Source organism: Candidatus Poriferisocius sp. (assembly GCF_965214065.1).
Classification (GTDB): domain Bacteria; phylum Actinomycetota; class Acidimicrobiia; order Acidimicrobiales; family Bin134; genus Poriferisocius.
Genome location: NZ_CBDCAT010000026.1, coordinates 187,538 through 200,943, shown reverse-complemented (window position 1 = coordinate 200,943; position 13,406 = coordinate 187,538). Strand labels below are relative to the sequence as shown.

15 protein-coding genes are annotated in these 13,406 nt (G+C 65.3%); 6 read left to right on the top strand and 9 right to left on the bottom strand.

The features are described 5' to 3' along the window. Nucleotide 1: 1 nt before the first annotated feature. Nucleotides 2–535 (top strand): J domain-containing protein, encoded by a 534-nt coding sequence (locus tag ACOOGG_RS05185; protein WP_420432982.1) that lies wholly within the window; start codon nt 2–4, stop codon nt 533–535. 1 nt (nt 536) lies between these two features. Here the strand turns inward: ACOOGG_RS05185 and ACOOGG_RS05180 are convergent, their stop codons facing one another. From ACOOGG_RS05180 to ACOOGG_RS05165, 4 genes are read right to left on the bottom strand one after another with little or no spacing between them, the layout of a single operon-like run. Continuing rightward, complete coding sequence (locus ACOOGG_RS05180) at nt 537–1,634, bottom strand: Zn-dependent alcohol dehydrogenase (protein ID WP_420432980.1); 1,098 nt, start codon at nt 1,632–1,634, stop codon at nt 537–539. Between the two features lie 19 nt (nt 1,635–1,653). Beyond that, a complete protein-coding gene (locus ACOOGG_RS05175) occupies nt 1,654–2,412 on the bottom strand; it encodes a 3-hydroxyacyl-CoA dehydrogenase family protein (RefSeq protein WP_420432978.1) in 759 nt (252 codons plus the stop codon). After that, complete coding sequence (locus ACOOGG_RS05170) at nt 2,409–3,125, bottom strand: dienelactone hydrolase family protein (protein WP_420432976.1); 717 nt, start codon at nt 3,123–3,125, stop codon at nt 2,409–2,411. The genes ACOOGG_RS05175 and ACOOGG_RS05170 overlap by 4 nt, the downstream gene beginning before the upstream one ends. A 35-nt stretch (nt 3,126–3,160) precedes the next feature. Then, entirely contained in the window at nt 3,161–3,709 is a 549-nt protein-coding gene (locus ACOOGG_RS05165; protein WP_420432974.1) for a nuclear transport factor 2 family protein, read from the bottom strand. Nucleotides 3,710–3,734: 25 nt separating this feature from the next. On the opposite strand from ACOOGG_RS05165, the gene ACOOGG_RS05160 reads away from it, so the two are divergent. Together ACOOGG_RS05160 and ACOOGG_RS05155 are read left to right on the top strand one after the other, a co-directional pair. Next, the gene (locus ACOOGG_RS05160; protein ID WP_420432972.1) at nt 3,735–4,058 is read left to right on the top strand and encodes a DUF2510 domain-containing protein; all 324 of its coding nucleotides are present in this window, start codon (nt 3,735–3,737) and stop codon (nt 4,056–4,058) included. A gap of 131 nt (nt 4,059–4,189) precedes the next feature. After that, nucleotides 4,190–5,314 carry a zinc-binding dehydrogenase gene (locus tag ACOOGG_RS05155; RefSeq protein WP_420432970.1) on the top strand — a complete coding sequence of 375 codons (1,125 nt, stop codon included), beginning with the start codon at nt 4,190–4,192 and terminating at the stop codon, nt 5,312–5,314. A gap of 3 nt (nt 5,315–5,317) precedes the next feature. On the opposite strand, the gene ACOOGG_RS05150 is transcribed toward ACOOGG_RS05155, so the two are convergent. Continuing rightward, nucleotides 5,318–6,484 carry an amidohydrolase family protein gene (locus tag ACOOGG_RS05150; protein ID WP_420432968.1) on the bottom strand — a complete coding sequence of 389 codons (1,167 nt, stop codon included), beginning with the start codon at nt 6,482–6,484 and terminating at the stop codon, nt 5,318–5,320. On the opposite strand from ACOOGG_RS05150, the gene ACOOGG_RS05145 reads away from it, so the two are divergent. After that, nucleotides 6,483–7,829 (top strand): alpha/beta hydrolase family protein, encoded by a 1,347-nt coding sequence (locus tag ACOOGG_RS05145; protein WP_420432966.1) that lies wholly within the window; start codon nt 6,483–6,485, stop codon nt 7,827–7,829. The two genes, ACOOGG_RS05150 and ACOOGG_RS05145, sit on opposite strands and share 2 nt — an antisense overlap. Nucleotides 7,830–7,835: 6 nt before the next feature. On the opposite strand, the gene ACOOGG_RS05140 is transcribed toward ACOOGG_RS05145, so the two are convergent. Next, nucleotides 7,836–8,795: a hypothetical protein gene (locus ACOOGG_RS05140; RefSeq protein WP_420432964.1), complete on the bottom strand. Its 960-nt coding sequence runs from the start codon at nt 8,793–8,795 to the stop codon at nt 7,836–7,838. Between the two features lie 20 nt (nt 8,796–8,815). Between ACOOGG_RS05140 and ACOOGG_RS05135 the strand changes: the two genes are divergently transcribed. Then, nucleotides 8,816–9,634, top strand: a complete 819-nt coding sequence (locus tag ACOOGG_RS05135; RefSeq protein ID WP_420432962.1) for a sugar phosphate isomerase/epimerase family protein — start codon at nt 8,816–8,818, stop codon at nt 9,632–9,634. Here the strand turns inward: ACOOGG_RS05135 and ACOOGG_RS05130 are convergent, their stop codons facing one another. The 3 genes from ACOOGG_RS05130 to ACOOGG_RS05120 are packed head-to-tail and all read right to left on the bottom strand — an operon-like array spanning nt 9,635 to nt 12,408. Then, nucleotides 9,635–10,687: a Gfo/Idh/MocA family protein gene (locus ACOOGG_RS05130; protein ID WP_420432960.1), complete on the bottom strand. Its 1,053-nt coding sequence runs from the start codon at nt 10,685–10,687 to the stop codon at nt 9,635–9,637. It lies immediately after the preceding gene. Nucleotides 10,688–10,708: 21 nt separating this feature from the next. After that, nucleotides 10,709–11,470 carry an inositol monophosphatase family protein gene (locus ACOOGG_RS05125; RefSeq protein ID WP_420432958.1) on the bottom strand — a complete coding sequence of 254 codons (762 nt, stop codon included), beginning with the start codon at nt 11,468–11,470 and terminating at the stop codon, nt 10,709–10,711. Beyond that, a complete protein-coding gene (locus tag ACOOGG_RS05120) occupies nt 11,467–12,408 on the bottom strand; it encodes an acyl dehydratase (protein WP_420432956.1) in 942 nt (313 codons plus the stop codon). The genes ACOOGG_RS05125 and ACOOGG_RS05120 overlap by 4 nt, the downstream gene beginning before the upstream one ends. Before the next feature lie 91 nt (nt 12,409–12,499). On the opposite strand from ACOOGG_RS05120, the gene ACOOGG_RS05115 reads away from it, so the two are divergent. Continuing rightward, complete coding sequence (locus tag ACOOGG_RS05115; protein WP_420432954.1) at nt 12,500–13,402, top strand: 3-keto-5-aminohexanoate cleavage protein; 903 nt, start codon at nt 12,500–12,502, stop codon at nt 13,400–13,402. Nucleotides 13,403–13,406: the final 4 nt, after the last annotated feature.

The following is a 13,406-nucleotide window of genomic DNA, read 5'->3' as shown; positions in this document are numbered from 1 at the left end:
GGTGAACCGGGAGCGGGCGCTACGGACGCTGGGACTGGAGAAGGGGGCACAGGCCGCTGACATCAACCGGGCCTATCGGGAGCTGATCCGACTAGCTCACCCCGATGTGGGGGGCAGCACCGCGGTGGCCGCCCGCATCACCGAGGCCTACTACTGGCTCCAGCGGGCTGGAACCAATCCGCTGGAGCCGTCCAAGTCGTCGCCCCGGAAGTCGGCAACGCCCGCCAAAGCGAAGACCGACGACAGTCTGGTCCTTCACTTGCCGGCCGGAGACGTGTTCGCTCGACTGGTCGATGCGGGCCATGAGTTGGGCGAGGTGAGCTACATCGACCCCACAACCGGCATTGTCCAAGTCACGTTTACCGCTGACAACGGCGTTGTGTGCCAACTGGCCGCTACCGTGCAGGCGAATCCGGTCACCGGCTCGCGCCAACGTGAGACCCAGGTGGAGTTCACCCTCGATCCGCTGGCCAGCGGGGAGGCACCCCCCATCGGGCGAGTCGTCGCCCACCTAGTCCGCTTGATCCGCAGCTAAGTCAGCTCAGGTTGAAGACAGTGCGGATACCGATGCTGGCTCGGAGGTCGTCGAGGCCGGCGTTGATCTCGTCGATGGGGCGCCGAGCGGTGATCATGGGCTCGAGATCGAGGCGGCCGTTCTGCCACAGGGCGAGCAGGCGGGGAACCTCTCGCTGGGAGTTGCAGCCGCCGAACAAACAGCCCAGCAGCTTCTTCTCCGCGGTGAGATACATGACCGCAGGGTTGATGGTCACGGTGTGCTCCAGGGCAGGGGCGCCCACCATCACCGTGGTGCCGCCGTTGCGGGTGGCGGCCAGCCCGGCCTCCACCAGCGGGCCGGCCCCGGCGGCGTCGAAGGCGTAGTCGGCCCCAATACCTCCTGTGGCCTCCTGCACGTGGGCCACCACGTCGGTCTCGTTCGGGTCGAGCAGGTCGGTGGCCCCGAACGCCACCGCGGCGCTGCGGCGATCGGCGACCGGGTCGGAGGCGAAGATGCGGGACGCACCGGCCAGGCGGGCACCCTGCACCACCGACATGCCCACACCTCCCAGGCCCATCACCAACACGGTGGCGCCTTCTTCCACTTGGGCAGTGTTGAGCACCGCGCCCACACCAGTCTGGATGGCGCAGCCGATCACCGCGGCCACTTCTAGGGGCACATCGGGGTCGATCTTCACCGCGGCTGACTCGGCCACCAGGGTCAGCTCCCCGAATCCGGCGACACCCAACCCCCGGTACACCGGCTGGCCGTCCATCGTGAACGGGATCGAGCCGTCGGGCATCGTTCCCATGAACATCGAGGCTGCCGAAGCGCACAGCGTCATCTCGCCCCGCACACACCAGTAGCAAGTCCCGCACGGGCCGAACGGCGACAGCATCACATGGTCACCCTCGGCTAGGGAGTCCACCCCGGGGCCCACCGCGTCGACGATCCCAGCGGCCTCGTGGCCCAAAATGATCGGGGTCATCATCTCAGGGGCGTCGATCATGGTCAGATCGGAGTGGCACAGGCCGCAGTGGGTGACCTGCACTCGCACCTGCCCCGGTCCGGGATCGACGCAATCCACATCGGCCATCACCAATGGCGAAGCGGGTGATGCCAGCAGTGCTGCCTTCATGGAAACCTCTCTTCTGGGTTTACTTCTTGTCGGCCTTCCAACCTGTGGTGGCCCCGGAAACCATTCCGTAGGGGCCCGACGGCCACCGGAAGCAGTCCACCATGAGCTGGTCGACCTCGGCCCGGCTGGCAATGCCCTCGGCCACCACCGCGTTGGCCTCTCGAATCATGGCCCCGTACACCCGGTTGGTGACGTAGCCCCAGTGCATGGCCGAGTCTTGGATCACCACGGGGTTCTTGCCCGCGGCAGCAGCCAGACGGCAAATGGTCTCGGTGGTCTCGTCGGAGGTCTGCGGCGCCCTCACGATCTCGGCCAACTTCATCACCGGCGGCGGGGAAGCCCAGTGCCACCCAATCACTCGGTCGGCCCGATCGGTGGCCACTGCCAAGGCCTGCACCGGGTAGCCGCTGGAATTGGAAGCAAAGATGGTGTGCTCGGGGCACTTCTGGTCGAGGTCGCGAAACAGCTGGATCTTGAGGTCCAAGCGCTCGGGAACCGCCTCCAGGATCACATCTACTTCAGCAGCGGCTTCCTGGTCGGTGGTGAATTCGATACGGGCCAGCGCAGCTTGGGCCTCCGATTCGGTCATCTTGCCCCGGGCCACCGCCCCCTGGATACCGAAACGTCCCCCTGCCACCAATTCGGGCGCTACGGCCACCACGTCGGGATCGAGGTCGTAGGCCACCACCAGGTGGCCGGCGATGGCCATCACCTGGGCGATGCCCGAGCCCATTACTCCTGAGCCGATGACCCCGATTTTTTCTTTGTCGCCGGTCACGACAGGTGGGTGGCGAACCAGCCCGCCATTCGAGACCAGCCGTCGGCCGCGGCGTCAGCGTTGTACGACGGGCGTTCGTCGCATAAGAACCCATGGTCGGCCTCCGCGTAGCGCACGACCTCGGTAACCTGGGTGTTGCCCTCGAGGTCGGACCGAAGCTGTTCCACACCCTCCACGGGGATCATGCCGTCGAGGTCCCCAAACAGCCCCATCCACGGGCACTGGAGGTCGCCATGGCGGTCAGCCAGCTTGGGCTGGCCAGGGGAGAACCCGTCAGTGACGATGGCCCCGCCGTAGTAGGTCACGGCCGCACCCACCGGGCGGCTGATAGCGGTCAAGAAGGTCACGCGGCCGCCCATGCAGAACCCGGTGATCCCCACCTTGTCAGACGAAATCCCCTGGCCGGCCAGGTAGTCGAGGGCGGCGTCCACATCCATCAGGGAGTGCTCATCGAGGAGGCCGCTCATCATCTCGAATATCTTGTCCATCTCGTCGTAGTCGGCCAGACTGTTCTCGTAGCGGTGGTACAAGTCGGGGGCCACCGCAAGATAACCCTCAGCCGCCACCCGCCGGGTCACATCTTCGATATGGCCGTTCAACCCGAAGGCCTCCATGATGACGATGACCGCGGCCTTCGGCTCGCTGTCGGGACGGGCCACGTACAGCCTCATCGGGCCGTCGCCAGTAGTGAGTTCAACGTTCTCAGTTTGCATGGCTGCCGATGGTAGTTCTCGGTTCGACCGGTGGCCTATTGGCCGGGACGAGGCGCGTACAGCGGATCATTCCGGTCTCGGCTACCCCGCAAGAAGCGCTCGTCGAAGGGCCGAAACTGCTCCTCTCGCACCCATTCAGTGGTAGCTACCCGGCGTGAGATAAGCCACTGCCCGCCGTTGCGCCGAGACACGTCATCGATGAAGCGGAAGCCCACTGACATGTTCAACTCCTGCGGCCCTCCCTCGGTCCAATGTCGGGCGATGCCGTGGGCTTCGGAGCGGGCCCATTGCACTGTCTCACCGCTTGCTGCCTCCACCGGCTCCTGTTCGATCTCGATTAGGACGTTCAATATTGTGTGGGTCGACCCCGTGTAGCGACGCAGCAGGCGCTCGCTCCACACCAGATACTGTTCAACTGTGCCCTCGAAGGTGCCGTGGGAATCGGTGGCGCCGGGGTGGTAGCACGATCGAACCAGATCCATATCGAGACGGTCCACCCCCCGGCAGTACCGGTAAAGCAGCTCGGTGATCTCCTGCTTGGCCAAAAGTTCGCCAAGCCGGGCCTGGTTGTCCACGACCGCCATTGTGCCCCGCGATACGGCTGTCCGTGTGGTTAGAATCCAAACCGAGTTGGCTGCGAACCCCGAGCCCGAGGCCTCATGGCACACCGACCCATTCGGGCGGCATGAGGCCCGTTGGTGGAACGGCACAAATTGGACGGTGAAAGTCCGCGACGGAGATCTAACTGGGATAGACCCGCCGGGCATCGCAGTCGCCCCCCAGGGGATCCCCCTCAACGAACCTGCCTCTCCCATCACCGGTCGGCGGTCGATCCGCCTGTTCGGAAAGCACCTGCCCGGCGCGATGCTCTTGGCCTCGGTGGCCCTGGCCGCGGTAATCGTGCTGGTGATCGTCGTGGCTGTGGCGATCTAGCCGTCTTCATGGCCCTCTGAATATCTCTGCCGATATCTCTTGCCATAGTGTCCTGCCCCGGGCACCCTCATCGGCCCCGACGCCTACGAGGATGACACCTATATCAACCGCACTTGACGGGGGCAACAGCTATGCGAGGGATTCTTTTCGACGGTGAAGCAGCAGTGGTGACCGACGGGCTCGGGACCACCGAGCTCGAGCCTGACCAAGTGCGGGTTCGAATCGGAGCCGCCGGGGTGTGCCACTCCGACGTGTCAGTGATCGACGGCACGTTCGGGCAGATGTTCTCTCCACCGTTCGTGATGGGCCACGAGGGCGCCGGTGAGGTGCTGGCCGTCGGTTCCGATGTGACCACCGTGGCCGCAGGTGACCACGTGGTGATCGCCACCATCGACAACTGCGGGCGCTGCTCGGTATGCGCCACCGGCCATCCCACCTTGTGCCAGACCTCCAAGCTGGGTGCCGCTATTGCCAAGCGCAATGAGACGGGCGAGGAACCCGGCCCCGGCGATCTGCCCGCCTACTTCACGTACCAGGGCGAGGCGATCATGGGCTTCGCCAACACCGGCGTGTTCGCCGAGGAGGTGGTGGTAGGCCAGGGCCAGGTGGTGGCCATCGACAAGCGGGTGCCCTTCACCAGCGCTTGCCTCATCGGCTGCGGTGTGCTCACCGGCACCGGCGCCATCTTCAACCGGGCCCAGGTGTACCGGGGTGACACCGTGGCTGTGATCGGCGTGGGGGGCATCGGACTAAACGTGATCCAGGCCGCCCGCATTGCCGGGGCCACCAAGATCGTGGCCGTCGACAACAACCCGGCCAAGGAGGGCTTCGCCCGCCAATTCGGCGCCACCCACTTCGTGGACTCTGGGCAAGTACCGGCTGTCGACACCGTGCGGGAGATGACCTCGGGCGGTGTGGACTGCTCAGTGGAGTGCGTGGGCAACACCATGTTGATGAGCGATGCGGTGGAGATGTTGCGCCCCGGGGGCGACATGGTGATATTGGGAGTGGCGGGCATGGACGCCCGGATGGAGCTCGCCCCGTTCAAGCTCTACCAGAACAAGTCGATCATGGGGTGCCGCTACGGGTCGGCCCGCCCTGCGTTCGACATTCCCGCGCTGGTGGACCTGTATCTCGACGGGCGGCTGCTGCTCGACGAGCTGGTGTCGGCCACCTATGACCTGGCCGAACTCGACAAGGCCTTCGAAGACCTCGAAGCCGGGAAGCTGGCCCGAGGCGTGCTGACTATGGGCTGAGCCTCAGCCCGCCGGCGTCTCGGTGATGTCGGCTTCGAGGTCCAAATCGAAGTACTCAGCCGGGTTCTCCAGCAGGACCTTGCGGGAAATCGTCTCGTCCACCTTGGTGAAGTTCTCTTCAATGAACTCCTGGGAGTCGGGGAATGACCCCACCGAGTGGGGGAAGTCGGTGCCCCACATGATGTTGTCCCACGGGATGATGTCGACCATGTCGAACACCACCGGGTCGCGGATAACGCTGAAGTGGAAGTGGTCCACTACCTGCTCGCTGGGCTTGCGCTCATACTTGACCTTGAACCAGTCGCCGAACAGCTCGTAGTTGTCGTCCATGAAGTAGAGCGTGCCCGGCAGCCAGCTAGCGTTGGTCTCGGCAAAGTAGAACTTGATGTCGGGGAACCGCTCCAGCACACCTGCCGCGATTAGCTGGGCCATGCAGTACACCGGCGAGTGGTTGCCGGCCCGCTGCACCAGCGCAGAGGCCCACGGGCTGTCGGAGGTGCCTTTGGCCGCCGATTGAGGCGGGGCCTGGTTGGCGCCGAAGCCGAAGTGAGGGGCCAGCTTGAGGCCCAGTTCCAGGCTCTTCTCCCAGAACCGGTCATCTACCGGATCGGCGTAGGGAGTGCCATTTGGGAAGTTGTAGAACGCCACCGAAGGCAGGCCGGCCTCGGCGACGAACTCCAGTTCCTCCACGGCGTGGTCGATGTTGGTGATGGGGGTCACCGCGTTGCCGATGAGGCGATCTGGGGCCACCGAGCAGTAGTCGTGAGCCAAGAACGTGTTGTAGGCCCGGATCATCGAGCGGTAGACGTCTGGGTCCTTGATGCCTTCCAGGAACCGGCTGGCGAACACCGGCGGGAAGAGCACCTCGGCATCGATGCCGTCGAGGTCTTGCTCCCGGAGGCGCTGCTCGGCGGGGCCAGCGCCCTCTGCGGGACTGCCGTCGGCGTTGAAGTAGGTGCCGCCGGAGAACTTCACCTTGTCGCGCCCAGCAATGTTCTGGCCGTTCTTGAGCAGGGGCTGGCCCTCGATCAACCACCCCTCTCCCCCTTCGGGAAGATGTATCAACCTGGGGGCCCGGTCCTTGTATTTCTCCGGGACGTACTTGACGAATACGTCGGGCGGCGTCTCCACATGCCCATCAGCGCTGATTACCTTGTACTTTCGGCCCATGGCTGGATCATATTCGCGTAAACCAGAGTCCAAGAAAGCGGGAGGGCTCAAGGGGCCGGCCAAGAAGACCTGGATCGTCCTTGTCATGGTTCTCGCCCTGGTGGCAATGGGCTGCTCCTCCAACGACGACGCCCCTCTGGTCGCGGCCCCAACCGCAGCACCCACCGAGGCGCCCAAGCCGGCTCCAGAGCCCACCGAGGCACCCGAGCCCGAAGCGACCAAGCCCGAGCCCACCGAGGCGCCCGAGCCGGTTCCTGAGGCCACGACGGTGCCCGAGCCGGAATCGACCGAGGCGGCTGAACCTGAGCCCACGCCCGTACCAACCCTGACTCCCCCGCCTGAGCCGCCGGTCGCGCTCACCGAGTTCGGCCAGTTCCCCGTGGGGGTCATGACCCTGGAGTTGGGAGAGGAACCCGGCCAGCAACCACTCTCGGTTTGGTACCCCGCCGATGCAGAGGCGGTGGCCGACATGGAAACCGAGATCTTCGATTCCTCCGAAGCCATTCCGGAAGCATTCCGATCCCTTATCCCCGACAGCATGAAGAGTCCGATTGAGACCAATTCCTATCGCGACGCACCCATAGCCGACTCGAACACCTTTCCGGTCGTCATATACAGCCACGGATTTGGCGGGCACCGAGACGTCGCCATCTTCCTTACCACCCACTTGGCTTCGCACGGCTTCGTGGTGGCATCCCCCGAGCACATCCACCGAAATCTGACCGCCCAGACTCTTGGAACCGCAGAATCCAGCCCTGAAAAAGACCAGGCCAATGTGGCCAAAACTCTGGCATCTCTCGACGCCGCCTTCGGCGACGGCGCCGACACCGCCAGGGCAGGTGTCATCGGACACTCGGCCGGAGCGAGAACGGCGCTCGACGCGTTGGCCAACGAGGCGGTCCTGGCCGCCATACCGCTGGCTGGCGGAGGTTCTGTTCCACCCGAGGCGGCCGACAAGCCGATTTTGGTGATCGTGGCCGAACTGGACCTCACCGTGCCCACCGACCGCAGCCTGGCCAGCTACGAATCTGCCCCCGGCCCTCGCACCTTCGTCAACCTGGCCCAGGCCGGCCACAACAGCTTCACAGATAGCTGCCCCGTCATCCTCGCCGGAGGCGGGCTGGACATGCTTGAACCCCTCCTCGGCGCTGAGCAGGTGGTCCGGGCCGAAGACGGTTGCACTCCCGAAAACGCCCATCCGCTGGCCATGCAGGCCGCGCTGAAGCATTTAGCCACAGCATTTTTCCTAGCGAGCCTGGATGGTCGGCCCGACGTCGAGGTCAACGCCGAATTCGCCGACCTAATCGACGGAGTCGATCTGGCCGACTACCGCGAAGACGGCTGACCAGAATCAGTCAAACCCGAGATGGCCGCGAGCGAAGCGGCGGTAACCGGCCGCGCTCCAGTTGTCGTGGTCCTCTCCCCAGCCGACGGTGTCGCCAAAAGTCCATTCGCTGAGGCAGTTCCATGTCCACAAGTTGGGGTTGAGGTGTACACCGATCCGGTTCACCGCCCGACTGGTGGCCTCCAGTTCCCGGCCCGACTCGTCAGCGGCGATGATGCGGACCACTGTGGGGGCACCGGTGCTGGGATCGCGCTCCAACACGTCGCGTCGCCCCTGTCCGGGAACCAGCCGGGAATATTCGCCGTCGCGCAGGTAGTAGCCGTGGATGACAGTGCAGTCGGGGTCGTCGCCCTCGCCGTAGGCCATGGTCAGGGCGTGGAAGCCGTCGGAGTCCGATGCGGTGGCATAGCTGTACCCGCCCCGCACAGCCCCGTGCAGGGTGGCGCCGAACTGGCTGCGCGGTCCCCACGATCGATCCCGCATCCCGTAGGCGTCCACATCGTAGGAGTCATCGCCCAACCGGATGGTGCCCTGGTATCGGCCCGGCTGGTCGAGGTGGCCGTCGCCCAGATAGTTGGGCGGGCACACCGCGGTGAAGGTCAAGTCAACTTCGGCCTCACCGTCGTCTTGGCACAAGAACCTGATCCGGTACTGCTTGAGGGGCTCGATCACCTGGTAGCAGATGCCGTTGGGCAATTCAATGTCGCTCAGGGGCTGATCGGGCAGGGGAAGGTGCCAGAAGTTCTTGGCGTAGCGGCAGTTCCAGATCTGGTCGCCCTCGGTGTCCCAGAAGAACGCACCGCCCGAGGTGACCCCCTGGTTGGGCCGAAAGAACGGGTAGAGCTGGCCCGACAGCTTGTGCTCGGGAGCGGCGAAGGTGAACCAGCAAGTCTCTGTCCAATACGGGTCGTCAGAGGTGGGTGGATGAAACTCGTCGTCGGGATGAGTGGCGTGGTCGGGAGACATGGGGTGCCATGCTATGGGAGATGACTCTCGGCCCTGACGATCTAGTGCTCAGCTCGGGTTCGCTGGACAATCCGCCGATCGAGGTGCTGGTAGACGCCGCGGTCGCTGGCGGTTTCGCGGGGCTGACGTTATGGCCCGCGGTCTACCCAGCCGACCCGGCCATCGGTGAACGCGTCCGCGACGCCGGGCTGGCGGTGGCCGACATGGATGCCGTCATCGTGTGGGTAGGCCCCAACGATCCGGGTGGGCCCTACTACGAGGAAGCACCTCGGGAGGCGGTGTTCGAGGCAGCCGCCGCCTTGGGGGCCTCCGGGGTGAATGCGCTCTTGGTGTGCCCCGGATCGGCCGTCAGGGAGCAGGCGGTGGAGGCCTTGGCCCAGTTGGCAGACCAGGGGGCTTCCGTCGGAGTGGACGTGTATATGGAGTTCAGCCGCAACCGGCCCATCCCCGACCCGCTGGCCAGTGCCGAGGTGGTGGCCGCTACCGGTCGGGCTAACTGCGGGCTCACCGTGGACTTCTGGCATGTTTTCTACGGCCCCGGCGACTTCGCCGATTTTGCCTCGATTCCCGGCTATCTGATCGGGGCGATCCAGCTCAACGACGCCCCTGCGGAGCCTCCGGATGACTTGGCTTGGGCCACTCGCTATCTCCGCTGCGTGCCCGGCCTGGGGGCGATGGACTTGACCGGCGCGCTGCGAGCCATTCGAGGTGCAGGCTGCGAGGCGCCCATCACCGTTGAGGTGTTCGACTCGGGCCGCCTGGAGGCGCTGGGTCCGGTGGGCTTCGCCAGTCTGCTGGGCGACGCCACCCGCCAAGTGCTCGACGAGGCCCGCAGCTAGCTAGATCCCGACTCGGACCGGCAGACCCGCGGCCCGATAAACCGCGTCGACCAACTCCATGGTCTTGATCGACTCCGACGGCGGATACAGATTCGGGCCGCCATCTTCGACACACGCTTTGAAAGCCCGAAGCTGGCAGGTATAGGTGGCCACTTGCTCAGCGGCTTCATGAAGAACGGTGGCACCGTCTTGATCAGAAACAGTCAGGCCGCTTCCCCACATGGGGGCCAGCGGGTTGTCGATGTGCAACCTCCCTTTGGAACCAGTCACCACTACTTCGGCCTGGAACTCGAAGTCGAAGGCGGCGGGGTCGCCAGCATTGAGATCATCAGCATCGGGGTCGCCCAATTCGGCCTTCTGGCCGGTTCCGGTGAACGCCGATGTGATGGATGCGGTGGCCTCTGCGTCCCGGTAGCGCAGTTCGGCGGTCATTCGCACGTCGACGTCAGGGGCCATCTCCTCGGCTTCAGCTCGGAGCACATCGAGCTCGCCGAAGGCCCGCAGATTGCTAAGGGCATAGGAGCCGGTATCCATCAATGCGCCCCCGGCCAAGTCATAGCGATAGCGGATGTCGTCGGGGCCGTGCATGGACGGGAATACCATGGCTGCCTCGACGTGAGCCACCTCGCCAACCGCTCCTTCGGCTACCAGATCTATCGCTCGGTCGGCTTGGGGGTGGAAGCGCCAGTGATAGGCTTCCATCACCACCAAACCGGTTTGCTCAGCAGCCCCGGCCACCCGGCGGGCTTCGTCGGCGTTGGCGGTGAAAGGCTTCTCCAACAGCACCGGCTTGCCCGACTCCAGAGCTGCGATGGTCCAGCGGGCGTGGTGGGAGTTGGGCAGGGGGTTGTATACCGCGTCGATCTCATTTGAGGCCAGCAGGGCGTCGTAGCAGTCGAATACCAGGGGAATGCCGTGCTCGGTGGCATAGTCCCGGGCTCGCTGCGGATCGCGGGCCGCCACCGCAGTCACCTCTACCCCTTCGACCTCTTTGGCCGGCTCGATGAGTCCCATCGGCCCGATCCAAGCTGCCCCCAACATCCCCAGTCTCATGGTCGCAGAATAGAGCTTGTATCAGGCAGCGAATGCGGCCTGGAGGTCTTTGGCCAGTTCAGGGCGGCAGATAAGGATGCCCCACTGGGCTAGGTCACTGCGGTTGTAGCGAAGCGGAGAGCCGTCTAGATGGGAGGCGTGCAGACCAGCCGCCAAGGCAATGGCGGCCGGGGCGCAGGTGTCCCACTCATACAGCCCGCCGGCGTGGACCCAGGCGTCGGCATCGCCAGTGACTACGGCCATGGCTTTTACCCCGGCCGAGCCCACGCCGTACACGTCGGCGTCCAGGTGACGGGCCAAGCGGTGGCTATCCCATCGCACCCGGGAGCGGGACATCACCACCAGCGGACGCTTTCGCCCGTTGTCAGACGGTGGACCATCGGGGTTGATCGTGCTGAACGTGCGGCCCCAAGGAGGCACCGAAACCGCCCCCGCCGCTGGTTCGCCGTTCACCGACAGCCCGACGTGGACCGCCCAGGTATCACTCCACTGGTCGGCGTAGTCCGATGACCCGTCCAGCGGGTCGACGATCCACACCCGCTCGGCGTCCAGGCGGGAGCGGTCGTCTCGCCCCTCCTCCGAGAGCACATTGTCGTCCGGCCTCAGTTGGGCCAGCGCACCAGTCAAATAGCGGTGGCTGAGCTGGTCGCCAGCCATCTCGCGGTGGAGGTAACCGGCGCGGGATTCCTCCATCTCATCTGACAGGACCTGGAGCTGCTCACCAGCCTGGTGGGCCAGCCAGTGGGCCAGCTCGTGGTCTGTGGGCTCTGGAGTATTGCTCACGGGGCCAGCACAATCGGTCGCCAGTCCAGCACCGGAACCGGTTCGGCACCGTTGCGCTCGGCCTGCACGGTCACGGTGAAGGCCAGCAGACGGCCGTTGGGTACCTGATGGATGGCGTCAAGCGTGGCTGACACTTCTACTACATCGTCTTCGAACACCGGGCCGGTGTGGTCGCAAAGGTGCCAGCCCACCACCGTGGCCGCGGTGGGCAACAGCCGCACGAGTCCAGCCTGGGCCAGCCCTACGGTGTGCCCGCCGTACACCAGCCGCTTGCCTCCCTGGCCCAATGACGCATCCCGATGGGGCGGGGCCAGGTTCTGGGTGAGCCGTACCAGCGCGGGGGCGTCGGTCACAGTGTCCCGCAGCGGATCGCGCCGGGTCTCCCCTATCGGCCACTCTTGGGGGCCTCCGAGCGGACTCAAGTCCCAGTCGGACGGGACAGCTTCAACAACGGGGACCATGTCGAGTTCTTCAGGGGCGCCTCCCAGGTGATCGGCATGGCCGGTGGAAGCATCAGATCGACAACGCACCAGGGCGCACCGCTCAAAGTCGAGCACCAGTCGGCCCTGATCATCGTGGGTTTGGATGCCGAGAAGCACCAGGCCCCGGGGCGGTCGGTCGGGCCGGGCCGACGCCTCCCGCAGGCCCCGCACGGTGACCACCGTGGTGAGCGTGTCACCCACCCGCACGGTGTGGAGTTGGCGCACCCCGCGATAGAACAAGTTGGCCACCACTTTGCGGGTGGCCACGGTGGACTGTCCGATGGCCACCTGCAACACCAAGGCAGGGTTGACTACCGAGCCGGGCTGCCCGGTGATTGCCTCGGCCATCGGGCGGCTCAGGCTGATGGCCAGCGGGTCGCCGCAGATGGCCTGATACACGGCCGCTTCGCCCGGCCCGATGGTGATGGCCGGGGCGGGATCGAGCTGCTCGCCCACTCTGAAGTCCTCAAACCAAGGACCATCTCCTGCCGGTGCAACCACGCCCCGCAGTAAACCACGCCCGCCGACGTTCCCCTATTCTCAGCCCATGACAGCAGTTGCAAACGAGGAAATCCCAGTCATCATCGAGGTGGCAATCAACGGCATCACCAGCCCCGACATCAACCCGAATGTCCCGCTGAGCGCCGAGGCCATCAGGGACGATTCCCTGGCTTGCCTTAACCAAGGCGCGGCCATCATCCATACCCACAACTTCGACATCAGCCTTACCGGCGAGGCCGCGGCTGGCCCTTACATCGAGGCCATGACCCCGGTGCTGGCCGCCCGGCCCGACGCCCTGTGGTATCCCACGCTCACCTCAGGCGCCGACCACCAGGCCAAGAACGCCCACATGGCCATGATCGCCGCCGAGTTGCCCCTGCGCATGGGGGTGGTTGACCCGGGTTCCACCAACATCGGGGCGGCCGGGCCTGACGGCCTGCCGGTGGGTGGCACCTACAAGAACGACTACGCCGATATCCGGGCCAGCTTCGACTTGTGCCGCGACAACGGCTGGGGACCGGCGCTGGCCATCTACGAGCCCGGCTTCTTGCAGTGTGTGCTCTCCTATTACCGGGCCGGGCAATTACCTGCGGGGTCGATGGCCAAGCTCTATTTCGGGGCCGAATGGGGCCTAACCCGCCGATCGAAAGGCGTTACTTTCGGCCTCTCACCCACCAAGCACGCCCTGCTGGCCTATCTCGACATGCTGGAGGGCACCAACATCCCCTGGTCGGTATCGGTGTGGGGTGGCGATCTCATGGCCACCCCCCTGCCCCGCCTGGCCCTGGAGCTCGGCGGCCACCTCCACGTTGGCATCGAGGAGTTCTACGACCCCGACCGCTCCCCTACCAACGACGAGCTGCTGGCCGAGGCGGTCGCTCTGTGCAACGAGGTAGGCCGTCCCATCGCGAGCTGCGACCAGGCCGCAGATATGCTGGGTCTGCCCTAGTTCC

What these genes read in the sequence shown, in the direction of transcription:
- ACOOGG_RS05180 (WP_420432980.1), bottom strand. Translation starts at nt 1,634, where the DNA reads ATGAAGGCAGCACTGCTGGCATCACCCGCTTCGCCATTGGTGATGGCC.
- ACOOGG_RS05170 (WP_420432976.1), bottom strand. Translation starts at nt 3,125, where the DNA reads ATGCAAACTGAGAACGTTGAACTCACTACTGGCGACGGCCCGATGAGG.
- ACOOGG_RS05165 (WP_420432974.1), bottom strand. Translation starts at nt 3,709, where the DNA reads ATGGCGGTCGTGGACAACCAGGCCCGGCTTGGCGAACTTTTGGCCAAG.
- ACOOGG_RS05155 (WP_420432970.1), top strand. Translation starts at nt 4,190, where the DNA reads ATGCGAGGGATTCTTTTCGACGGTGAAGCAGCAGTGGTGACCGACGGG.
- ACOOGG_RS05145 (WP_420432966.1), top strand. Translation starts at nt 6,483, where the DNA reads ATGGCTGGATCATATTCGCGTAAACCAGAGTCCAAGAAAGCGGGAGGG.
- ACOOGG_RS05150 (WP_420432968.1), bottom strand. Translation starts at nt 6,484, where the DNA reads ATGGGCCGAAAGTACAAGGTAATCAGCGCTGATGGGCATGTGGAGACG.
- ACOOGG_RS05140 (WP_420432964.1), bottom strand. Translation starts at nt 8,795, where the DNA reads ATGTCTCCCGACCACGCCACTCATCCCGACGACGAGTTTCATCCACCC.
- ACOOGG_RS05135 (WP_420432962.1), top strand. Translation starts at nt 8,816, where the DNA reads ATGACTCTCGGCCCTGACGATCTAGTGCTCAGCTCGGGTTCGCTGGAC.
- ACOOGG_RS05130 (WP_420432960.1), bottom strand. Translation starts at nt 10,687, where the DNA reads ATGAGACTGGGGATGTTGGGGGCAGCTTGGATCGGGCCGATGGGACTC.
- ACOOGG_RS05115 (WP_420432954.1), top strand. Translation starts at nt 12,500, where the DNA reads ATGACAGCAGTTGCAAACGAGGAAATCCCAGTCATCATCGAGGTGGCA.